Genomic DNA, 20,322 nt, shown 5'->3' on the forward strand with positions numbered 1-20,322 from the left:
GATGTGACCTTCGTCAAACCCAGTAGTTTCGGGCTGCCGGAATTTACTTCGGTCCATGAAAGGTTGCAATATGCATCTGATCGTCGAGACCCCGGTCGGGCCGTGCGGCCCGAGCGCATCACCAGCGAGGCATCCGTGAACCAGCCCACCCCCGAGCAGCCCGCCGACATCGTGGCCCGGCTGCGCGCCACCTTCCGCACCGGCCGCACCAAGCCCGTCGAGTGGCGCACCGGCCAGCTCCGCCGCCTGCGTGCCATGCTCACGGAGCGCGGCGACGACATCGCCGCCGCCCTCCACGCGGACCTGGGCAAGAGCACCCGCGAGGCCTACGGCTCGGAGATCGACTTCACCGTCCGGGAGATCGACCACACCCTCGACCACCTGGAGGGGTGGCTGCGCCCGGAGTCCGCGCCGGTCCCGAAGCACCTGGGCGGCGACGCGACCGCCTGGACGCAGTACGACCCGCTCGGCGTCGTCCTCGTCATCGCCCCGTGGAACTACCCGGCCCAGCTGCTGCTCGCCCCCGTGGCCGGCGCCCTCGCCGCCGGAAACGCGGTCGTCGCCAAGCCCAGCGAGCTGGCGCCCGCGACCTCGGCCGCACTGGCCCGGCTGCTCCCGGCCTACCTCGACACCGACGCGGTCGCCGTCGTCGAGGGCGGGATCCCGGAGACCACGGCCCTGCTCGCCGAACGCTTCGACCACATCTTCTACACCGGCAACGGAGTGGTCGGCCGGATCGTGATGCGCGCCGCGGCCGAGCACCTCACCCCGGTCGCCCTCGAACTCGGCGGCAAGTCCCCGGCGTTCGTCGACCGCGACACCGACCTCACCGTCGTCGCGGAGCGGCTGGCGCGCGGCAAGTTCCTCAACGCCGGGCAGACCTGTGTGGCCCCCGACTACGTCCTGACCGACCCGGAGACGGCCGCGGCCCTGGAGCCCGCCCTGGCCAAGGCCGTCGAGGGGCTGTTCGGCAGCGAGCCCAAGGAGTCCGGCGAGTACGGCCGGATCGTCAACGAGCGCCACTTCGACCGGCTCAGCGCACTGCTCGGCTCGGGCCGGGTGGCCGTCGGCGGCGACACCGACCGTGCGGCCAAGTACATCGCGCCCACGGTGCTCGCCGACGTCGACCCGAAGTCGCCCGTGATGCAGGAGGAGATCTTCGGCCCGATCCTGCCCATCGTGACGGTCCCGGACCTGGACGGCGCCATAGGCTTCATCAACGACCGCGACAAGCCCCTTGCGCTCTACGTGTTCAGCGAGTCCGACGGCACCCGGGACCGGTTCGCCGCCGAGACCTCTTCCGGCGCCCTCGGCCACGGCCTCCCGCTCGCCCACCTCACCGTCTCCGACCTGCCGTTCGGCGGGGTGGGGGAGAGCGGCATGGGCAGCTACCACGGCCGCTACTCCATGGAGACGTTCAGCCACCGCAAGGCGATCCTCGCGAAGCCCCTCGGCTGACACCCCACCTCTCTCCGGGCCCGACCGCACCGACGCGGCCGGGCCCGACCGCTGTCGCGCCGCGGTGGTTGGCCGGGTCTGCCCGGTGTGGTGCCACGGGGGCGTGGTCGGGTCCGCTGCTGCCATCGCGGTGTGGTGGTCGCGCCCGAGAGGTGCTGTGCCATGGCGAGTGGCTGGGGCCGGCCGTTGCTGCCGCGACGATGCGGCCGCGCCGGACCGCTGCCTGCCCCAGTCGGCTGCGGCGAATGCCCGACTCCCTTGTTTCCGGGCGCAGTTGCGGATGCCGTGGCCCGGGGGGCCGATGCCCGGTTGACTGGTCTACACCCTTGACTGGTACAGACCAAAGCAGTTGAGTGTGCCTCACACCCCCCACCGCGGCCGCACCCCCTCCGAGGGGCGCGGCCGTGCTCCGCGAAGGAGTTGATCCGTGTTGAGGCGCCGTATCGCCGCACTCCTGACCTCGCTCGCCATAGGCAGCTCCGTCCTGGTCCTCCAGGCGGCCCCCTCGGCCTCCGCCGCCGGGTTCGTCGTCAGCGAGGCGCAGTTCAACCAGATGTTCCCGAGCCGGAATTCCTTCTACAGCTACAGCGGTCTCACCGCCGCCCTCAGTGCCTACCCCGGCTTCGCCAACACCGGCAGCGACACCGTCAAGAAGCAGGAGGCCGCCGCCTTCCTCGCCAACGTCAGCCACGAGACCGGCGGACTGGTCTACATCGTCGAGCAGAACACCGCCAACTACCCGCACTACTGCGACTGGAGCCAGTCCTACGGCTGCCCCGCAGGCCAGTCCGCCTACTACGGGCGCGGCCCCATCCAGCTCAGCTGGAACTTCAACTACAAGGCCGCGGGCGACGCGCTCGGCATCGACCTGCTCAACAATCCCTGGCAGGTCCAGAACAACTCGGCCGTGGCCTGGAAGACCGGCCTGTGGTACTGGAACACCCAGAAGGGGCCCGGCACCATGACCGGCCACAACGCCATGGTCAACCAGGCCGGCTTCGGCCAGGCCATCCGCTCCATCAACGGTTCCCTGGAGTGCGACGGCAAGAACCCGGCACAGGTGCAGAGCCGGGTCAGCGCCTACCAGAAGTTCACCCAGATCCTGGGCGTCCCGACCGGCAGCAACCTCTACTGCTGACCCTCCCGTCAGGACCGTGTGCCAGACTCCGTCGATGACCTCCGAAACGATCACCGCGGACGCCTCCGGCACCTGGAAACTCGGCGACCTGCCCGTCCACCGCCTCGGCTTCGGCGCGATGCGGCTGACGGGCAACGTCACCTTCCCGCACGGCACCCCGAGCGACCGCGCCCGCTCGACCGCCGTCCTGCGCAAGGCCGTCGAACTCGGTGTGAACCACATCGACACGGCGGCCTTCTACTTCTCCACCCTGCGCTCCGCCAACGAACTCATCAACACCGCCCTGTCCCCCTACCCGAACGACCTGGTCGTCGTCACCAAGGTCGGCCCGTTCCGCGACTACTCCGGCGAGTGGGGCACCTCGGCCCGCCCCGACCAGCTGCGCGGGCACGTCGAGGAGAACCTCCGCCAGCTCGGCCGCGACCACCTCGACGTCGTCAACCTCCGCCGGATGGGCCAGGAGTCGATCGCCGAGCACTTCGGCGCCCTCGCCGAACTCCGCGAGGCGGGCCTGGTCCGGCACCTCGGGGTCTCGGCCGTCGAACCGCGCCATCTCGACGAGGCGCTGGCCATCGCCCCCGTGGTGTGCGTGCAGAACCGCTGGGGGCTCGACACCCGGGACCCGGAGACCGACGAACTGGTCCGCGTCTGCGGCGAACGCGGCATCGCCTTCGTGCCGTTCTTCGCCGTCGCGGGCGAGGCCGGGGCGGGCGGTGTCGCCGAGGCCCACGACGACGAGCTCCTCGCCGTCGCCCGCGCCCACGACGCCACCCCCGCGCAGATCCGCCTCGCCTGGACCCTGCACCAGGGCCCGCACGTCCTCGCGATTCCCGGTACCGGCAACCCGGACCACCTGGCCGAGAACGTGGCGGCCGGCGCCATCCGGCTCACCGACGACGAGCTGACCCGGCTGAACGCCCTGCACACCAGGGCCGGTTGACGGCCCGGCTCAGACCGCCCACACCCCGTCCCGCATCAGATGCCGGCCACGCAGCTCGTGCTCCTCGTGCCAGGCCTGCACCGCGTATGGCCGGATCCGGAAGAAGGCGTACGACGGGCTGTCCCCGCGCGGGTCCCAGCCCGTCTTCGCCCGCAGCGCCTCGACCGCCGGCCCGGGGACGTCGGCCGGGGAGAAGACGGTCACCTCCCCGTCGAGCAGCACGACGTCCCGTGTGTCGCCGAGCGCGAGCCGGGCCAGGCCGCCGTCCCGCAGATTGCGGCCGGTCGGGTTGGTGATCCGGGTGGACAGCCACACCGCGTCCGCGTGCCAGACGAACCAGAGCGGGACGAGACACGGCAGCCCGGCGTCGTCCGCCGTGGCCACCCAGATGTCCGTCTCCCGCTCCAGGCGGGCGAGTACGTCGTGCTTGCGCTGCTCGGCGGAACGGGCCGGGTTCGTGATCTTCATGCCGGCGAAGCTACCGGCCGGGCCCACCGCACGCCTCGGGCCCGCGTCCTAGGTCTCCGGTACCGCACACCCCGGAACGATCCCCTGGCCGGCGACGACGCCCCTTCCGCAACCGCCCCCCGCATAATGGATTCACGGGCGACGGGCGCCGCCGGGCTGACTACACTGCCGTAGACGGTCTGCGGACCGAGGACGAAGAAGGAGTGAGGAACCCTCCATGGCCGACGGGAAGGACGAGCGCCGGCCCGCCGGCGAACTGGAGGCGAGCGTCATGGCGGCTCTCTGGGCCGCCGGTGTGCCCCAGACCCCCGGACAGGTGCAGCGGGGCCTCGGCGCCGCCCTGGCCCGCACGACGGTGACGACGATCCTGACCCGGCTGCACGACAAGGGCGTGGTCGAACGGCACCGCCAGGGGCGCGGCTACGCCTACGTACCCGTCCAGGACGCGCAGGGCCTGACCGCGAAGCGGATGCACACCGAACTCGACCGGGATGCCGACCGGGAGACCGTGCTCGCCCGCTTCGTCGCCCAGCTCAGCCCCGACGACGAGCGCGTTCTGCGCGGCCTGCTCGAAGCCGACGAGCAATCCGGTGGATGATGATCGCACTACTGATCCTGCCGCTGCTGCTGCCGTTCGCCCTGCCGCCCCTGGCCCGGCGGGCCCTCGACCGGCTGGCCCCCGCCGTCGCGCTCCGGGCGATCACCGGCTCGGCCGTCGTCCTCGCGGGGTGCTCGCTCGCCGCGCTCGGCGCGTTCGTCCTCACCGGGCTGCTCAAGCTGCCGTTCTTCGCCGCGCTCGGCGACCTGATCCGGCCCCTGCACACCGCCTCCGACCGCTACGTGCTGCCGCTGGCCGCCGTGTCGGTGGGCGGCCTCGCCGTGTGTGCCTGGACGCTCGCACGGTCGGTGCTCCGGCAGGTCCGTGCCTTCCGTGCGGCCCGCACGGAGGCCGGCCGAGGCCCCGCGGCGGGTGATCTGTGCGTGGTCGACTCGCCGTGTGCGGACGCGTACGCGCTGCCCGGCAGGCCGCACCGGATCGTGGTCACCACCGGGATGCTGCGCAGCCTCGACGGGAGCGAGCGGGAGGCGCTGTTCGCGCACGAACGGGCGCACAACGCGGGCGGCCATCATTACTTTCTCGCCGTGGCCGAGGTCGCGGCGCACTGCCATCCGGCGCTGCGCGGCGTTCGGGACGTCATTCGGCTGGCCGTGGAGCGGGCCGCCGACGAGGCCGCGGCGAGCGCGGTGGGGGACCGGCGGCTGACGGCCCGCGCGATCGCCCGGGCCGCGCTGGCGGGGCAGGGCGGGGGCGTCGAGCGGCCGGCGTTCGTGCCGGGTGCCGCGACCGGGCCGGTTCCGCAGCGGGTGCAGGCGCTGCTGGCCGCTCCGCGGGTTCGGCGGCGGGCCGGGGCGTGGGCCGCGGTGCTGCTGGTGGCCTGCGCCGGGCTGTCGTGCGTCGCCTCTGCTACCGGGATGGTCGACTTTCACCACCGGGTGGAGGTCGCTCAGGGGGAAGCGGAGCGGTAGTCGGGGCGCCGTTTGGAAGGTGCGGGTCCGGTGTGGCTGGTCGCGCAGTTCCCCGCGCCCCTGACGGGGCGCTCCAGGCGTCGTCTCTGAAAAGTCGTCCCTCGGAAAAGGCGACTGGCATCCCCGGAGTTTTACGTATAACCTCTCCCGCTAACCGCCCCACCGAAAGGCCCCCATGCGACGCGTCGCCCTGGTCACCCTCGTCGTCGGCGACTACGACGAGGCGATCCGCTTCTACACCGAGGCCCTCGGGTTCCGGCTCGTCGAGGACACGCCGCGGCCCGACGGCTCCCGCTGGGTCGTCGTGGAACCCGGCACGCAGGGCCACGGCACCGGGCTGCTGCTGGCCCGCGCCAAGGACGAGGACCAGCGTGCCCGCGTCGGCGACCAGACGGGCGGCCGTGTCGGGTTCTTCCTGCACACCGACGACTTCGCCCGCGACCACGCCCGGATGACCGCCGCCGGTGTGGCCTTCCTGGAGGAGCCGCGGCACGAGCCGTACGGCAGCGTCGCCGTCTTCCAGGACCTCTACGGAAACCGCTGGGACCTGCTGCAGCCCACTGCCTGACCGATCACTCCGAACCACCTGCCGAGGAAAGCTCCACCATGACTGCTACGCGCGTAGACGCAGATGTGATCCGTCGCCTTCCCAAGGCCGTCCTCCACGACCACCTCGACGGCGGACTGCGCCCCGCCACCCTGGTCGAGCTCGCGGCCGAGGTCGGTCACACCCTGCCCACCACCGATCCGGACGAGCTGGCCGCCTGGTACTTCGAGGCCGCCAACTCCGGCGACCTGGTCCGCTACATAGCCACCTTCGAGCACACCCTCGCCGTGCTGCAGACCAAGGACGGGCTGCGGCGCGTCGCCGAGGAGTACGTCCTCGACCTCGCCGCCGACGGTGTGGTGTACGGCGAGGTGCGCTACGCGCCCGAGCTGAACGTCACGGGCGGGCTGACGCTGAACGAGGTCGTGGAGAGCGTGCAGGAGGGGCTCGCCGCCGGTATGGCGAAGGCCGCTGCCGCCGGCACGCCGGTCCGCGTCGGCACCCTGCTCTGCGGGATGCGGATGTTCGACCGGGTCCGCGAGGCCGCCGAGCTGGCCGTCGTCTACCGGGACGCCGGTGTCGTCGGCTTCGACATCGCCGGGGCCGAGGCCGGCTTCCCGGCGGCCGACCACCTGGACGCCTTCGAGCTGCTGCGCAGCGAGAGCGTGCCCTTCACGATCCACGCCGGTGAGGCCTTCGGCCTGCCCAGCATCCACCAGGCGATCCAGGCCTGCGGCGCTCAGCGCATCGGGCACGGTGTCCGCATCACCGAGGACATCGTCGACGGAAAGCTCGGCCGCCTCGCGAGCTGGGTGCGCGACCGCCGGATCGCCCTGGAGATGTGCCCCACCTCCAACCTCCAGACCGGCTGCGCCACCTCCATCGCCGAGCACCCGATCACCGCGCTGAAGGAGCTGGGCTTCCGGGTCACCCTCAACACCGACAACCGGCTGGTGTCGGGGACGACGATGACCCGGGAGGCGTCCCTGCTGGTCGAGGAGGCCGGCTGGACCGTCGAGGACCTGCGCACGGTCACGGTGAACGCAGTGAAGAGCGCGTTCATCCCGTTCGACGAGCGCAAGGCCCTCATCGAGGACGTCGTCCTGCCCGGTTACGCCGCCGCGCTCTGAAGCAGCCCTCGCAGGTAGGCCGCCTGTCCGACGTGCTGGAGGTCGTCGGACAGGACACTCACCAGCCGTACGCCCAGCGTGACCGGCGGATCCCAGCGGGTGTCGACGATCCGTTCGAGGTCCGTCGCCGGGAGCTCGCGCAGCACCCCCAGGGTCTGCTCGTGCACCGCGTCGTAGTAGCCGGTCAGCAGGTCGCCGGAGTCCACCGTGACCTTGGCGACCTGCGCGGGGGTGTGGCCGTATCCGTGGTCACGGGGCGGCAGGTCGAGGCCGAAACGCTTCTCCCACCCCTGGGCCAGCCACACCTGGTCCAGGTCGAAGGCGTCGGCGATGTGGTCGTCCTGGATCCGGGTGAGGTGCCAGACCAGCCAGGTGACGGAGTTGGCATCGGGGGCCGGGCGGGCGTTGAGGAGGTCCGGGTCGGCGCCGTCGAGGGCGGCATGGACTTCTTCCTGGATGCGGCCGAAGCCGTCGATGAGGATGTCCCTTGCATGCATACGACCACGATCGCGCATCGAAGGTCGTCATGCGTCCGGAATCCAGCTTCCGTGAAAGCCCAGCGGCACCCGGCCCGGCAGGTGCACCCGGGCCAGCGGCTCGCCCGTGAAGTCCTGCGCGGCGAGGATCAGCAGGTCGGCGGCGCCGCGGTCGGGGTTGTGGACGTAGGCGAGCGTGTACCCGTCGTCCTCCTGCACCGCGTTGTCGCGCGGCACGAACACCGCCTCGCCGGCCGCGGCGCCCCTCGGCAGCCGGTGCACCTGGGCCGTTCCGCGTGCGAGGTCGTGCTTGAACAGGGCGTTGGAGAAGGCCCGGTCCGGTGGGTTTCCGTCGCCGGCCAGATAGGCGACGGACATCTCGGCGGCCGCCGCCGAGTAGCCGTAGCGGTGCCGACGGGACACCAACTCCTCGTTGACGCGCGGGAATTCCTGCGGCCGGTCGTCCAGCGTACGCGTGCGGACCTGCCCGCGGCGCAGGTCGACGGTCCAGCGTTCCAGCTTCCCGGTGCCCACCGCGTGCGGTCCGTCCGTGTAGGTGCCCGCGACGTCGAACGGCGCCGGATACGTCGTCAGGTCGATCACCACGGAGGTCCCCTCGTCGTACGCGTTGAGGGTGTGCGAGTAGTAGACGGGGTCGACGCCGAACCACCGGACCGCGCCCCCGGACCGGGGCATCACGCCCACCCGCGCCGGGTGTTCACGGTTCCAGACGTACGGCACCAGGGCGCCCGCCTCGGCGGCCGCCGCGTCGAAGGTGACCGGGGTGTCGAAGACGACCACGTGCTTCTCGGTGAGCGCGAAGTCGTGCATCATCGGCGCGTCCCGCACCGGGATCCGGGTGGTGCGGGCGACCCGGCCGCCCGGGTCCACGACCAGGTGCCGGACGTGGTCCCAGGTCGGGTAGTAGGCGATCGCGTGCAACTCGCCCGCCTGCGCGTCGTACTTGGTGTGCGCGGTGAACGCGCCTTCCAGAGTGCCCCGGAAGTCGTAGGTGCCCACGGTGTTGAGTTCGCCGTCGAGTTCGTACGGCAGCGGGCCGCTCTCCTGGAGCGCGAGGATCCGTCCCCGGTAGGGGATGACATGGGTGTTGCAGGGGAAGTCGTCGGGCGGGACCGGGCCCGGATAGGACTCCCCGAGCTTCGCGGCCACTTGGGACGAGCGCACCCAGCGGTTGCGGTACCACTCGGCACGGCCGTCGCGCAGCCGTACCCCGTGCACCATGCCCTCGCCGAGCATCCAGTGGTGGAGGCGCGGGTCCTCCAGGCCCAGGACGTTCGGGCCGTTGCGCAGACAACGTCCGTTCAGCTCGCGTGGGATACGGCCGGTGACCGGCAGGTCGAAGGCCGTGAGTTCCTCGGTGACCGGGGCGAACGTTCCCTCCAGGAACGGATACTGACGATCCGCCGGTTCTGCCTCAGGACGCGCCGCCGCCGGTCCGGCCGCCGCCGTGCCCGTCAGCGCGCTCGCCGCCGCGAGGCCCGCCGCCCCGCGCAGCACCGTACGCCGAGTGTGTTCCGTCATCTCTGTACTCCCCGTCGTCGTGGTCGTCCACGAGTCTGTGCCGACGGGAGGCCGAGGTCAGGAGGGGCAGGCCCCGTCCGGGGGTGTTGCCAGACCCCCTGTTTCGAGGAGGGTGATCAGGGCGCGGGCCGCCGGGCTGGTGGCCGTCTCGGGCGGCAGCAGGGCGACCGTCTCGTACGCGGTCTCGTCCGTGTCCTTGAGCGCGAGCGCGGTCAGCGTGGGCCGCTTGTGGCGGAAGTGGCGGGGTACGACGGCGACGCCGAGGTTCTCGTCGACCAGGTCGAGAAGGCTGTGCACGTCGTTGACCTCAAGGGCGACCGTCCGCCGTACGCCCGCCGAGGCGAAGGCCGCGTCGGTCGTACGGCGCGGGCCCCAGTCCGGGTGGAAGTCGACGAACACCTCGCCGCCGAGGTCCTGCGGGGTCACGGCCACGCCGGCCGTCGCCAGCCGGTGGCTGGGATGGCACAGCACGGTCATCGGCTCGCCGGTCAGGGCCACCGAGCGCAGCTGGTCGGTGTCGTCCTGGGTGCGGTAGGCGAAGGCCAGGTCGAGCCGGCCCGCCGCCACCTCCTCGGCCAGCGCGCCCGAGCCGGCCTGCCGCAGCCGGATCTCGACGTCCGGGTGCCGGCGCCGGAACGCGGCGAGCAGCCCCGCCACATGCACCCCGGCGATGCACTGCTCGGTGCCCAGTGCCAGCGTCCCGCGCAGCACGCCCTGCACCGCGGCCACCGCCTCGTGCGCCGACCGCACCTGGGCGAGGATGCGCTCCGCCTCGCCGAGCAGCGCCCGGCCCGCCTCGGTCAGCGTGACGCGGCGGGTCGTCCGCACGAACAGCGGCGCCCGCAGCTCCCGCTCCAGGGCCCGGATCGACGCGGACAGACCCGACTGGGACACCATCAGCCGTTCGGCGGCCCGGGTGAAGTGCTGGTCCTCGGCGACGGCGACGAAGTGCTGAAGGTGGCGCAGTTCCATGATTGAGCAGCCTAGCCGCACAATTCCATCGGATTCTCCTGTTGGACCACTGCCCGCGGCTCGGGAAAGAGTGGAACCGGTAGATCCTGTGCCCACCCCTCTGGAGTCGCGTTGTACACCGCACACCCCGACCGCTACGCCGACATGCCGTACCGCCGCAGCGGCCGCAGCGGCCTGAAGCTCCCCGCGCTGTCGCTCGGCCTGTGGCACAACTTCGGGCCCGACCGGCCCGTGACGACCCAGCGCGCCATCCTGCGCCGCGCCTTCGACCTCGGCGTCACCCACTTCGACCTGGCCAACAACTACGGCCCGCCGCCCGGCGCCGCCGAGTCCGCGTTCGGCGAGGCCCTCAAGGCGGACTTCGCGGCCTACCGCGACGAGCTCGTCATCTCCACCAAGGCCGGCTACCTGATGTGGCCCGGGCCGTACGGCGAGTGGGGTTCGCGCAAGTACCTGCTGTCCTCGCTGGACCAGTCCCTGACCCGGATGGGCCTGGACTACGTCGACATCTTCTACTCGCACCGCCCGGACCCGGAGACTCCCCTGGAGGAGACGATGGGCGCCCTGCACTCGGCGGTCCAGCAGGGCAAGGCGCTCTACGTCGGCGTCTCCAACTACTCGGCGGAGCAGACCCGGGAGGCCGCCCGGATCCTCGGCGAGCTCGGCACCCCGCTCCTCATCCACCAGCCGCGCTACTCGATGCTCGACCGACGCCCGGAGACCGAGGGCCTCCTGGACGCCCTCGACGAGCTCCAGGTCGGCTCCATCGTCTTCTCCCCGCTGGAGCAGGGCCTGCTCACCGGCCGCTACCTCGACGGCATCCCCGAGGGGTCGCGGGCCGCGAGCGACAGCCCGTTCCTGAACTCGGACGCGGTCACCGAGGACCTGGTGGCTCAGCTGCGTGACCTCGACGAGGTCGCCAAGGGCCGCGGCCAGACGCTGGCCCAGCTCGCCCTGTCCTGGGTGCTGCGCGGCGGGCGGGTGACCTCGGCGCTGATCGGCGCGAGCAGCACGCAGCAGGTCGAGGACTGCGTCGGTGCCGCTCGCAACCTCGACTTCGACGCCGAGGAGCTGGCCCGGATCGACGCCATCATCAACCGGTGATCGGTGCGGTCGTCGACCGGTGATCGATGCGGTCGTCGACCGGTGGTCGATGTGGTCATCGGCCGGTGAGGCGTTCGGTGAGGCGGACGCACACCGTGTCCCCCTCACCCTTTCCGATCGCCTTGCGGACGTCGGCCCGCACGGGCAGCTTGTGCGTGCCGTCGCCCAGGGCCATGAACGAACTCCGGAAGGGGTGCCCGTCGACCGTGCCGCGGATCCTGACGAGCCCCCGGGTGCCGAAGAACACGGCGGACTCGGGCCAGACCACGTAGGTCCAGCCGCCCCGGGCGGGGCTGCGGCGCAGCACGGCGGTGAATTCCACGTCCAGATGTGCGGTCGTACTCATGACGGTCCTCCGCTCGCGGTGGTCTCTCTCGTTCGGGAGACCGCCGCGAGCGCGGGAACTCATCGCGGACGCCGGCTCACGCCCCGGCCGGAATCCGGTCCAGGAAGCCCAGTACCCGGAGGATCCGGCCGTCCTCACTGAGCGTGACCACGTCAAAACCGGCCACCGGAGCCGAGCCGTCCGCCTCGTTCACCAGCTCCCAGCCGAAGCGGGCCGTGTCGTGGTGGCCGTCGACCACCCCGAGCGGACGGAACACGAAACCCGGGAACTGCTCGTGCGCCGCCGCGATCACAGCCGTGATCTGCGCATGGCCGACGACATCCGCGAGCGGGTCGGTGTAGCCGCCCTCCGGGGCCCAGGCCTCGGCGACCGCCTTGCCCAGCGCCTCGGGCTCGGTGGCGTTCCAGGCCTCGAAGTAGCGGGCGGCGGCGGTCTGGTAACGGTCGGTGTTCACGGACATGGCGAATCAGCCTCCATCGAGGTCGTCACTGCTGGTCAGGGGGTGGATCGCGGCTTGCGGCGATCCGTTGGCACAACCATGCCCCGGTCCGCGTGACGGGTCGATTACCCCTCAGGTAATGAAGGCCGGCCGGTACAGCTCGCGCATTTCGGCCAATTCGCAGGGGGAATATGCCAAGAGACTGGCCGGAAAGGTGTGGTGACAGTGTTTCGAAAGTGAACATACTCGAATGTCAGGAGCACTTCACCGCACAGGAGCCGCACGGAAACCCGGCCGCGACGGCACACCGGCGAGCTACGGGGGAGTGATCGTGCACGACGAATTCCTCTGCCATGTCACGGCATACGGCATGTGCGGCGGGCAACGCATCGGCGTTCCGCTCGGCACTTACCGTGCCCCGACGCTGGCACTGGCGCTGTGGTGGTTACGGGACCGGGCGTCCTGGATCGCGGAACGGCTGGATCCGTTACCCGAGAATCCCAGGTTCCCGCGGGGGGCGCTGGTCCCGGTCGCCGACACCGTGTCCGACGTGCCCGGCCTGCTGCGTTCCTGGTGTGCCGACGTGGTCCGGCAGGAACTCGTCGCCGACGAACTGGCCGGCGGGCGCCTGGTGCGGATCGCCCTCCAGGACGACACCACCGAGTACGAACTGCTCGCCGAGTCCGTCGACGCCCTCCGGATGCAGCGCACCGTCCCGGCCCTCGTCGTCCCCGTGGCCTGACACGTGACAGCCGCCTCCCCGGCGGCCATGACCAGGCACACAAGTGGTCAGATCGGTAGAATTCTGGCCATGGCGGAGCGACCGGTCGCCTCGACGGCGCCCGAGCTCGTCCTGGAGACCGACACGGGATCCACGGTGATGAGCCCGGGCCGTGACTACCACGTCGGGCGTGACCCGTTGAGCGACATCGTCATCGACGATGCCCGGGTCTCGTGGCACCACGCGGTGCTGCGGCCCGTCGACGGCCACTGGACGCTGGAGGACGAGCAGAGCACCAACGGCACCTACGCCGACGGCCGCCGCATCCGGGAGTGGGAGGTCGGACCGGGCACGGTGATCCGCTTCGGCAGCCCCGCCGACGGCCCGTCCGCCGTCCTGAGCGGCCGCCCGGCGCCCGCCGCCGACCGTCCCTCCTCCGTCTCCATGCCCGCCCGGACCGGCACCTTCCGGCAGCCCTCCTCGGTGATGCGGCTCCCGACCCGCACGGTCCGCATCGGCCGCGCCACCGACAACGACATCGTCGTCGACGACCTGATCGTCTCCCGTCACCACGCCGAACTGCGCGTCCACCCCGACGGCAGCCACGAGATCGTCGACCTGGACAGCCACAACGGCACCTACCTCAACGGCCGCGCGGTCACCCGCGCCCCGCTCGGCCCGCGCGACGTCGTCGGCATCGGCCACTCCGCGTTCTGCCTGGTCGACGGCCAGCTGCAGGAGTACGTCGACACCGGCGAGGTCTCCCTCGACGTCCAGGAGCTCACCGTCGCCGTCGACCACGGCCGCAAGATCCTGCTGGACCACGTCTCCTTCCCGGTGGGCGAGAAGTCCCTGCTCGCCGTGGTCGGACCGAGCGGCGCCGGCAAGTCCACGCTGCTCAACGCCCTCACCGGCCAGCGCCCCGCCGAGCACGGCACCGTCCTCTACGACGGCCGCGACCTCTACCGCGACTACGCCGAACTGCGCCAGCGCATCGGACTGGTCCCGCAGGACGACATCCTGCACGTCCAGCTGACCGTGCGCAGCGCCCTCACCTACGCGGCCGAACTGCGCTTCCCGGAGGACACCGCGAAGGCCGAGCGCCGGCAGCGGGTCGACGAGGTCATCCGGGAACTGGGCCTGGAACAGCGCGCCGAGCAGCCCGTGCACAGCCTCTCCGGCGGGCAGCGCAAGCGGGTCAGCGTGGCCCTGGAGCTGCTGACCAAGCCGTCCCTGCTCTTCCTGGACGAGCCGACCTCCGGGCTCGACCCCGGAATGGACCGCTCGGTGATGAACATGCTGCGCGGCCTCGCCGACGACGGCCGTACCGTCATCGTCGTCACCCACAGCGTGCTCAGCCTCGATGTGTGCGACCGCCTCCTGGTCCTCGCGCCGGGCGGCCGGACCGCCTACTTCGGACCGCCCGGCGACGCCCTCGGCTTCTTCCGGTTCGACGAGTGGCCCGAGGCCTTCGAGGCGTTCGAGCGGGACACCGGCCGGGACTGGGCGGGGGAGTACCGCGCCTCGTCGTTCCACCGGAAGTACATCGTGAACTCCAGCGCGCAGCCGGTGGTGCCGCGCTCCGGGCCGGTGGCCGCAGCCCCGCCGCCGCGGCCGCGCAGCTGGGGCGCCCAGTTCTCGACGCTGGTGCGCCGCTACACGGCCGCGCTCGCCGCCGACCGGACCTTCCTCGCCATCATGATCGGGCTGCCGTTCGTGATGGGCGCCATGGCCCGGGCCGTCGCCGGCAACAAGCTCACCTTCGACACCGCGACCAACGCGCTGCTCACGCTGTGCGTGGGCGGGGTGCTGACCGGCGCGGCCAACGCCGTGCGCGAGCTGGTCAAGGAGCGGGTGATCTACCAGCGCGAGAGAGCCGTCGGCCTGCCCAGATCGGCGTACGTGATGTCGAAGGTCGTCGTCCTCGGCGCCGTCACCGTGCTCCAGGCGATCGTGCTCACCCAGGTGGGCCTGGCCGGCGTCGACCTCAACGCGCCCGGCGGCGACGGGGTGCTGATGCCGCCCCTGCTGGAGATCACCGTCGCCGTGGCCGTGCTCTCCTTCACCGCGATGATGCTCGGCCTGCTGATCTCCGCGCTGGTCCGCAAGGAGGAGGTGACGATGCCGCTGCTGGTGCTGCTCACGGTCGTCCAGGTGGTCTTCTGCGGGACCCTGCTGAAACTGAACGGCGTGCCCGGCCTCGAACAGGCCGCCTGGCTGGTGCCCTCGCGATGGGCGCTCGGCGCCATGGCCGGCACCGTCGAACTGCACCGGATCGTGCCCGGCACCCTCACCGCCGACCCCTTCTTCCGGCACTCGGCGGGCGTCTGGCTGCGGAACATGCTCATGCTGGTGGTGCTGTCGGTGGTCTTCGGCTGCGTGCTGTCCCGGCTGCTGCGCCGGCACGAACCGGCCGTGATGCGGAAGTAGGCGACCGATGACGACGACGCCAGGATTCCGGCCCACGCATGTCGTCCCCGGCGACGGCATGCCCGCCTGGGAGGCCCCCGACCCGGCCCGGCCCACCGTGCCGCTCGACGCGCTGCTGCCGGTCCAGCTCGTGGAACGGCACGGCGACTGGGCGCACATCAGCTGCGCCAACGGCTGGTCCGCCTGGGTCGACGGCCGCTACCTCGTCGCCGTGCCCCAGGACCCGCCCGTCACCGGCGACCCGCCCACCGAGGCCACCGACCCGCGCCGGCTGCTGGCCCGCGCCGCCGAGGCGCTCACCGGCTACCGGGCCGCCGTCGAGGAACTGGCCGCCGGCGGCCTCGACGGGGAGTCCTTCCGCGGCCGCACCCACGGACTGCGCATCGGCGTGGTCGTCGACGGGGAGTCGATGTGGCTGTACGACCCGGCCGAGGGACGCTGGCTGTACGGCGACGGGCGGCGGCTGTCCACGTACGTCACCGACCGCGCGCAGCCGGGCGGCGACGGCCCCGATCATGATCCGACCCGGGTGGTCACCCCCCACGGTGACCGCTGATGCCCGGCGGCGCCGACCTGCTCTCCGAACCGCTCGGAAAGGAGGTCGCCGGCTACCTGATCGAGAGCCGGCTCGGCCGCGGCGGCATGGCCGTCGTCTACCGCGCCCACGACCTGCGCCTGGACCGCACGGTCGCACTGAAGCTGCTGGCCCCCGAACTCGCCCGTGACGACACCTTCCGGCAGCGCTTCACCCACGAGTCCCGGGCGGCCGCCGCGATCGACCACCCGCACATCGTGCCGGTCTTCGAGGCCGGCGAGACGGACGGCGTCCTCTACATCGCCATGCGCTACGTCGACGGCCTCGACCTGCGCCACCTCCTCGACCGCGAAGGCCCGCTGGCCTTCGCCGCGGCGGTGCGGATCGCCGCCCAGGTGGCGTCCGCGCTGGACGCAGCCCACGACCACGGACTGGTCCACCGGGACGTCAAGCCCGGCAACATCCTGGTCGCCCGGGGCACCGACAGCGACCACCCCGAGCACGTCTACCTCACCGACTTCGGACTCACCAAGAAGTCCCTGTCCCTGACCGGCTTCACCTCCGTCGGCCAGTTCGTCGGCACCCTCGACTACGTGGCCCCGGAGCAGATCGCCGGCCGGCCCGTCGACGGCCGCTGCGACGAGTACGGCCTCGCCTGCGTCGTCCACGAGACCCTGACGGGCCGTCCGCCGTTCGTCCGCGAGGACGACACGGCCGTGCTGCGGGCCCACCGCAACGACGAGCCGCCCGCCGTCACCGCCTCGCGCCCCGACCTCGACAGGGCCGTCGACAAGGTCTTCGCGAAGGCCCTCGCCAAGACCCCCGACGACCGCTATCCCACCTGCCTCGCCTTCGTCACCGCCCTGCGCACGGCCAGGTCCGGGAACGAGCGGCCCGTGACCAGCCCGCCGCCCTGGGCGGGGCCGGTCTTCCGGCGCCGCTAGGGGCTGTCAGAGCCTTCCGGCAGCCCTCAGGCCGCTGAGGCCGCCACCTCGCCCCGCCGGTGCACCGGGCGGGCCAGCAGCGCGCCCAGGAACCCGGCGACCAGACCCCACAGCGCGCCCAGCCCCACCGCCGACCACAGCACGGGCTCCAGCAGCAGCTCGCCCGACAGACTGCCGCCCAGGTCACCGATGCCGAGCAGGGAGAGGCCGTAGTGGGCGGAGATCCGGCCGGTCAGGCACAGGGTCAGCATCGTCAGCGCGAGGGCGACCGCCAGGTGCAGGGCGTGCTGCCAGGCGCGGATCCCGGCCGGGGAGCGGGCCGCCATCAGGAACGCGGCCGCCAGCAGCAGCACCCCCGCCACCCAGGCCAGCCACCACCAGCGGCCGTCGTGGGCGGTGACGGTGCGCAGGTTCAGCGTCGAGATGTCCGGCGTGCGCAGCACCTCGGCGAGCACCTTCGGCACCGGCAGCCCGAACGGGCCGTCGACCCTGCCCCTCCAGGTGGCGCCCAGCCCGAGCGTGAGGGCCAGCCAGGCCAGGTTGGGCAGCCCGAGCAGGATCACCGCGAGGGTCTCCCTGGCATGCCCGCGGGTGACCATCGCGAGCAGGGCGATCACCAGGGCCAGCACGACGTACGCCAGCACGAGCACGACCATCGCGTACGCCGCCGGGCGCACCGAGGCCTGGAAGCGCAGCAGGCGCCCCGGCAGCGGCGCCCCGCGCGACACCAGCAGCGCCAGCAGCAGGATCCCCGCCAGCCACAGCAGCCCGAAGCCGGCCGTCAGCGGCACATCCGTCGTGAAACCCGCCTTCGGTGCCGCGTCGAGCGCGTCGGTGAGGTCACTGAGCACGCCGCTGCCCACGTCCACCGCGAAGGTGTGCCTGGCGCCGAACGCGAGGCCGATCAGTGCGAGCAGCCACAGCACGGCGATCCGGGCCGCCCACCCGGCCAGCTCCCCGGCCCCGGCCACCGCCCGGTGGCGCAGCGGCCGCAGGAAGCCCCCGGCGGCGACCAGCGCCCCGACCAGCGTCACCGACAGCGGTACGACCGTCAGCCCGGCGCTCGTCCGGGCCAGTTCGCCCGCGTCCCCCGACAGCTCGACGGTGCCGCCGACCGCCGTCACCACGGTCGCCAGGACCACCGGCTGGAACGCGCCCTTCGGCAGGTCCGCCGCGCCCGCCGCCCACAGCCCCGCCGCGGCCACCACGAGCATGGCGATCAGCGCGGCCAGCAGCACGGCCAGCGCCGGTAGCCAGCCGTGCCGGGCCAGGGGCCGGCCGGCCGGCGTGGCCACCGGCCGCGCGGAGGCGATTTCGGGGCGCACGTTGTCACGCTAGGCAGGACCCGGCCGCCCCGCCCGCCGGGTGGTCCGTCCGCGTCGGCTTGCGGACGGTACGGGACCGGCGCACATTTGGCTCGATGTGCACCAAATGAGGCATTTCTAATGAATGCCGTTTACCGCACCGGGGAGATGAGCGCGTGAGCGTCGAACCGCCGTCGTCCGGCCGTCCCACAGGACCCCCCTCCGGCCCCCTGTCCGGGCCCTCCGGGCCACCCCCAGGACCACCCTCGCAGCCGCCCGGAGGCGGCGGCAGTCAGGGCGGGGAGCCGCACCAGCCATGGTGGAGGTCGGTGCCCCGGGTCGCGACGCTCACCACCGCCGTGGTGGTGGCCGCGGCCCTGGCCCTGGTTCTCACCCGTTCGGGCGACAACTCAGGGAAACGCGGCGAGGTCTTCCTCCAGGCCGCCAACAGCTCCGGCAAGGACCCGTTCACCGAGTCCACCGCCAAGAAGAGCTCCGCCGCGCCGGTGTCCGCGGCCCCTACCGCGTCGGCGGCGCCGGCGAACGAGGTGCGCGGGGTCGACGGCGGAGCGCCCGGCCTCTACAGCGGCACGAAGAACAGCGCCAGCTGCGACGTCGAGCAACAGGTCAGGTACTTCCAGGCCTCGCCCTCCCGCAACAAGGCGTTCGCCTCGCAGGTCGGCGTCCAGCCGTCCGGAGTCCCCGCCTATCTGCGTTCCCTCACCCCTGTACAGCTGCGCGCGGACACCCGGGTCACCAACCACGGCTACCGCGACGGCAGAACGACCACCTACCAGTCCGTCCTCCAGGCGGGCACCGCCGTCCTGGTCGACGGGCACGGTGTGCCCCGGGTCCGGTGTGCCTGCGGCAACCCGCTCGCCCCGCCGGTCGCGCAGCAGACCACCCCGAAGACGACCGGCACCGCATGGCCCGCCTACCGGCCCTCGAACGTGGTCGTCGTCGCGCCCGCCGCGCAGATCGTCAAGGTCTTCGTCGTCTTCGACCACGAGCGCGACGACTGGTTCGGCCGCCACAGGGGCGACCACACCGGACACGACGACCGCCCGGCCAGGCCCCCGGCCAATCCGAACCCCATGAATCCGCCGGCCCACCCCGGCTGCCCGCCCGCGTCCGGCAAGCCCGGGTCACCCGGCACCACACCGTGCCCGCCGGTCTCGTCCGGCCCGTCGACGCCGCCCGGCCCGGGGAACGGCTCCAAGTCCCCGCCGTCGAGTTCGCCGTCCTCGAACTCCCCGTCCTCGCAGTCGCCGGCCTCGAAGCCGCCCTCGTCCGAGCGGCCGTCCTCGAAGCCGCCGTCCTCGGCGCCGCCCTCGTCGGAGTCCCCGAAGTCGGAGTCCGCGAAGCCCGAGTCCCCGAAGTCGGAGTCCCCGAAGCCCGAGTCTCCGAAGAACGAGTCCCCCCGCACCGAGTCCCCGAAGAACGAATCGCCGGCGTCGCAGTCTCCGAAGTCGCAGGGGCCGGCCTCCGAGCACCCGTCCTCCGCACAGTCGCCGGCCCCGGTGTCCCCGGCGTCGCCCGGCCCCGAGTCCGCGGTGTCCTCCGCCGCACCGGCCTCCTCGGCCCAGCAGGCACCGCCCAGTTCGGCGGCCCCCGGGCCGGGCACCCGGTCGGTGGAGACCTCGGCGCCCCCGCAACCCGAGGTCCCCGTATCGCCGGCGCTGTGACCAGCGCGACCTGATTTGTGCGCGTTCGGCGAACACTCGTGGGGACTGTCGGACGGCACTCGGGGTACGAGCATGGATGCAACAGCGACCGGCCGGGCCGGCCTCCTGGAGAGACATGCATGATCGAACACCTGGGCGGGGCAGTGATACCGACTGGCTTCGACGTACCCGTGGAGCCGCTGCGACGAGCGGCGCACTACACCGGCGAGCCCGGCTGCATCGCCGAAGCGCGGGACTTCGCGGCCCGCTTCCTGGAGCAGCTCAGGACCGAGTGGTGTGCCGCGATCGACCCCCGGGCCGACGGCGAGCTGCTCCTCGTGGTGAGCGAGCTGGTCACCAACGCGGACCGGCACAGCAACGGCCCGTACATCCTCGAACTGGAGGGCACGGACAGCGCGGTCCTGGTCTCCGTGTACGACAGCAGCGTCGCCCTGCCCAGGCGCTTCCCCAGGGACCCGGAGCGGGTCGGGCGGCACGGGCTGGAGATCGTCCATGCCCTGGCCGTGGAGGTGAGCGCCGAGCGGGTACCGGTCGGCAAGCGGGTGCGCGCGCTGGTGCGCTTCCCCGGATGAGCCACCGCCCCGGAGCCCCGGGTGGGTCACCGCGGGCGCTGCCC

20 protein-coding genes and 1 pseudogene are annotated in these 20,322 nt (G+C 72.3%); 14 read left to right on the forward strand and 7 right to left on the reverse strand.

Annotated elements, in window-relative coordinates:
- Positions 1-117: 117 nt before the first annotated feature.
- The 3 genes from KVT45_RS28560 to KVT45_RS28570 all read left to right on the forward strand — a co-directional run bounded on the left by KVT45_RS28560 (position 118) and on the right by KVT45_RS28570 (position 3,536).
- Entirely contained in the window at positions 118-1,458 is a 1,341-nt protein-coding gene (locus KVT45_RS28560; RefSeq protein ID WP_217552072.1) for an aldehyde dehydrogenase family protein, read from the forward strand.
- A 427-nt stretch (positions 1,459-1,885) separates the two neighbouring features.
- Positions 1,886-2,596: a chitinase gene (locus tag KVT45_RS28565; RefSeq protein WP_217551978.1), complete on the forward strand. Its 711-nt coding sequence runs from the start codon at positions 1,886-1,888 to the stop codon at positions 2,594-2,596.
- Positions 2,597-2,630: 34 nt separating this feature from the next.
- Positions 2,631-3,536 (forward strand): oxidoreductase, encoded by a 906-nt coding sequence (locus tag KVT45_RS28570; protein WP_217551979.1) that lies wholly within the window; start codon positions 2,631-2,633, stop codon positions 3,534-3,536.
- A 9-nt stretch (positions 3,537-3,545) separates the two neighbouring features.
- On the opposite strand, the gene KVT45_RS28575 is transcribed toward KVT45_RS28570, so the two are convergent.
- Positions 3,546-4,004 (reverse strand): pyridoxamine 5'-phosphate oxidase family protein, encoded by a 459-nt coding sequence (locus KVT45_RS28575; protein WP_217551980.1) that lies wholly within the window; start codon positions 4,002-4,004, stop codon positions 3,546-3,548.
- A 217-nt stretch (positions 4,005-4,221) separates the two neighbouring features.
- On the opposite strand from KVT45_RS28575, the gene KVT45_RS28580 reads away from it, so the two are divergent.
- From KVT45_RS28580 to KVT45_RS28595, 4 genes are all read left to right on the forward strand, one after another.
- Entirely contained in the window at positions 4,222-4,602 is a 381-nt protein-coding gene (locus KVT45_RS28580) for a BlaI/MecI/CopY family transcriptional regulator (protein ID WP_217551981.1), read from the forward strand.
- Complete coding sequence (locus KVT45_RS28585) at positions 4,602-5,531, forward strand: M48 family metalloprotease (RefSeq protein ID WP_217552073.1); 930 nt, start codon at positions 4,602-4,604, stop codon at positions 5,529-5,531. The genes KVT45_RS28580 and KVT45_RS28585 overlap by 1 nt, the downstream gene beginning before the upstream one ends.
- A gap of 175 nt (positions 5,532-5,706) precedes the next feature.
- A complete protein-coding gene (locus KVT45_RS28590) occupies positions 5,707-6,099 on the forward strand; it encodes a VOC family protein (protein ID WP_217551982.1) in 393 nt (130 codons plus the stop codon).
- Between the two features lie 38 nt (positions 6,100-6,137).
- Entirely contained in the window at positions 6,138-7,208 is a 1,071-nt protein-coding gene (locus KVT45_RS28595) for an adenosine deaminase (RefSeq protein WP_217551983.1), read from the forward strand.
- Here KVT45_RS28595 and KVT45_RS28600 read toward each other — a convergent pair.
- Genes KVT45_RS28600 through KVT45_RS28610 form a run of 3 tightly spaced genes read right to left on the reverse strand, consistent with a single transcriptional unit; the run spans position 7,190 to position 10,198 of the window.
- Positions 7,190-7,705, reverse strand: coding sequence for a DinB family protein (locus KVT45_RS28600; protein WP_217551984.1), 516 nt, complete (start codon positions 7,703-7,705; stop codon positions 7,190-7,192). The genes KVT45_RS28595 and KVT45_RS28600 overlap by 19 nt on opposite strands.
- Positions 7,706-7,732: 27 nt before the next feature.
- The gene (locus KVT45_RS28605) at positions 7,733-9,226 is read right to left on the reverse strand and encodes a carotenoid oxygenase family protein (RefSeq protein ID WP_217551985.1); all 1,494 of its coding nucleotides are present in this window, start codon (positions 9,224-9,226) and stop codon (positions 7,733-7,735) included.
- Between the two features lie 57 nt (positions 9,227-9,283).
- Positions 9,284-10,198 carry a LysR substrate-binding domain-containing protein gene (locus KVT45_RS28610; protein ID WP_217551986.1) on the reverse strand — a complete coding sequence of 305 codons (915 nt, stop codon included), beginning with the start codon at positions 10,196-10,198 and terminating at the stop codon, positions 9,284-9,286.
- 111 nt (positions 10,199-10,309) lie between these two features.
- On the opposite strand from KVT45_RS28610, the gene mgrA reads away from it, so the two are divergent.
- A complete protein-coding gene (mgrA, locus tag KVT45_RS28615) occupies positions 10,310-11,302 on the forward strand; it encodes an L-glyceraldehyde 3-phosphate reductase (protein WP_217551987.1) in 993 nt (330 codons plus the stop codon).
- A gap of 55 nt (positions 11,303-11,357) precedes the next feature.
- On the opposite strand, the gene KVT45_RS28620 is transcribed toward mgrA, so the two are convergent.
- Both KVT45_RS28620 and KVT45_RS28625 read right to left on the reverse strand, forming a co-directional pair.
- Entirely contained in the window at positions 11,358-11,648 is a 291-nt protein-coding gene (locus tag KVT45_RS28620; protein ID WP_089102717.1) for a DUF1905 domain-containing protein, read from the reverse strand.
- A gap of 76 nt (positions 11,649-11,724) precedes the next feature.
- Positions 11,725-12,108: a nuclear transport factor 2 family protein gene (locus KVT45_RS28625; protein ID WP_217551988.1), complete on the reverse strand. Its 384-nt coding sequence runs from the start codon at positions 12,106-12,108 to the stop codon at positions 11,725-11,727.
- A gap of 310 nt (positions 12,109-12,418) precedes the next feature.
- Here KVT45_RS28625 and KVT45_RS28630 point away from each other — a divergent pair, with 310 nt between their 5' ends.
- From KVT45_RS28630 to KVT45_RS28645, 4 genes are all read left to right on the forward strand, one after another.
- Positions 12,419-12,829 carry a hypothetical protein gene (locus KVT45_RS28630; protein ID WP_217551989.1) on the forward strand — a complete coding sequence of 137 codons (411 nt, stop codon included), beginning with the start codon at positions 12,419-12,421 and terminating at the stop codon, positions 12,827-12,829.
- Between the two features lie 69 nt (positions 12,830-12,898).
- Entirely contained in the window at positions 12,899-15,238 is a 2,340-nt protein-coding gene (locus KVT45_RS28635; protein ID WP_217551990.1) for an FHA domain-containing protein, read from the forward strand.
- A gap of 7 nt (positions 15,239-15,245) precedes the next feature.
- A complete protein-coding gene (locus KVT45_RS28640) occupies positions 15,246-15,794 on the forward strand; it encodes a hypothetical protein (RefSeq protein WP_217551991.1) in 549 nt (182 codons plus the stop codon).
- Positions 15,794-16,717: a serine/threonine-protein kinase gene (locus KVT45_RS28645; protein WP_217551992.1), complete on the forward strand. Its 924-nt coding sequence runs from the start codon at positions 15,794-15,796 to the stop codon at positions 16,715-16,717. Before KVT45_RS28640 ends, KVT45_RS28645 begins: the two co-directional genes overlap by 1 nt.
- A 26-nt stretch (positions 16,718-16,743) precedes the next feature.
- On the opposite strand, the gene KVT45_RS28650 is transcribed toward KVT45_RS28645, so the two are convergent.
- On the reverse strand, positions 16,744-18,042 hold the full coding sequence (locus KVT45_RS28650) for a streptophobe family protein (RefSeq protein ID WP_308310887.1): 1,299 nt from the start codon (positions 18,040-18,042) through the stop codon (positions 16,744-16,746).
- A 155-nt stretch (positions 18,043-18,197) separates the two neighbouring features.
- Here KVT45_RS28650 and KVT45_RS28655 point away from each other — a divergent pair.
- A pseudogene (locus tag KVT45_RS28655) lies at positions 18,198-19,343 on the forward strand (DUF6777 domain-containing protein); the annotation flags it as partial.
- A gap of 482 nt (positions 19,344-19,825) precedes the next feature.
- Positions 19,826-20,278, forward strand: a complete 453-nt coding sequence (locus KVT45_RS28660) for an ATP-binding protein (protein ID WP_217551993.1) — start codon at positions 19,826-19,828, stop codon at positions 20,276-20,278.
- Positions 20,279-20,322 lie beyond the last annotated feature (44 nt).

This window comes from Streptomyces sp. GbtcB6 (assembly GCF_019091475.1).
Lineage (GTDB): Bacteria > Actinomycetota > Actinomycetes > Streptomycetales > Streptomycetaceae > Streptomyces > Streptomyces hyaluromycini.

Bases quoted from the DNA above. Each gene is read 5' to 3' on its own strand.
- KVT45_RS28625 (WP_217551988.1), bottom strand. From the start codon at position 12,108: ATGTCCGTGAACACCGACCGTTACCAGACCGCCGCCGCCCGCTACTTC.
- KVT45_RS28600 (WP_217551984.1), bottom strand. From the start codon at position 7,705: ATGCATGCAAGGGACATCCTCATCGACGGCTTCGGCCGCATCCAGGAA.
- KVT45_RS28595 (WP_217551983.1), top strand. From the start codon at position 6,138: ATGACTGCTACGCGCGTAGACGCAGATGTGATCCGTCGCCTTCCCAAG.
- KVT45_RS28620 (WP_089102717.1), bottom strand. From the start codon at position 11,648: ATGAGTACGACCGCACATCTGGACGTGGAATTCACCGCCGTGCTGCGC.
- KVT45_RS28640 (WP_217551991.1), top strand. From the start codon at position 15,246: ATGACGACGACGCCAGGATTCCGGCCCACGCATGTCGTCCCCGGCGAC.
- KVT45_RS28590 (WP_217551982.1), top strand. From the start codon at position 5,707: ATGCGACGCGTCGCCCTGGTCACCCTCGTCGTCGGCGACTACGACGAG.
- KVT45_RS28585 (WP_217552073.1), top strand. From the start codon at position 4,602: ATGATCGCACTACTGATCCTGCCGCTGCTGCTGCCGTTCGCCCTGCCG.
- KVT45_RS28610 (WP_217551986.1), bottom strand. From the start codon at position 10,198: ATGGAACTGCGCCACCTTCAGCACTTCGTCGCCGTCGCCGAGGACCAG.
- KVT45_RS28575 (WP_217551980.1), bottom strand. From the start codon at position 4,004: ATGAAGATCACGAACCCGGCCCGTTCCGCCGAGCAGCGCAAGCACGAC.
- KVT45_RS28605 (WP_217551985.1), bottom strand. From the start codon at position 9,226: ATGACGGAACACACTCGGCGTACGGTGCTGCGCGGGGCGGCGGGCCTC.
- KVT45_RS28645 (WP_217551992.1), top strand. From the start codon at position 15,794: ATGCCCGGCGGCGCCGACCTGCTCTCCGAACCGCTCGGAAAGGAGGTC.
- KVT45_RS28660 (WP_217551993.1), top strand. From the start codon at position 19,826: ATGATCGAACACCTGGGCGGGGCAGTGATACCGACTGGCTTCGACGTA.
- KVT45_RS28570 (WP_217551979.1), top strand. From the start codon at position 2,631: ATGACCTCCGAAACGATCACCGCGGACGCCTCCGGCACCTGGAAACTC.
- KVT45_RS28580 (WP_217551981.1), top strand. From the start codon at position 4,222: ATGGCCGACGGGAAGGACGAGCGCCGGCCCGCCGGCGAACTGGAGGCG.
- KVT45_RS28635 (WP_217551990.1), top strand. From the start codon at position 12,899: ATGGCGGAGCGACCGGTCGCCTCGACGGCGCCCGAGCTCGTCCTGGAG.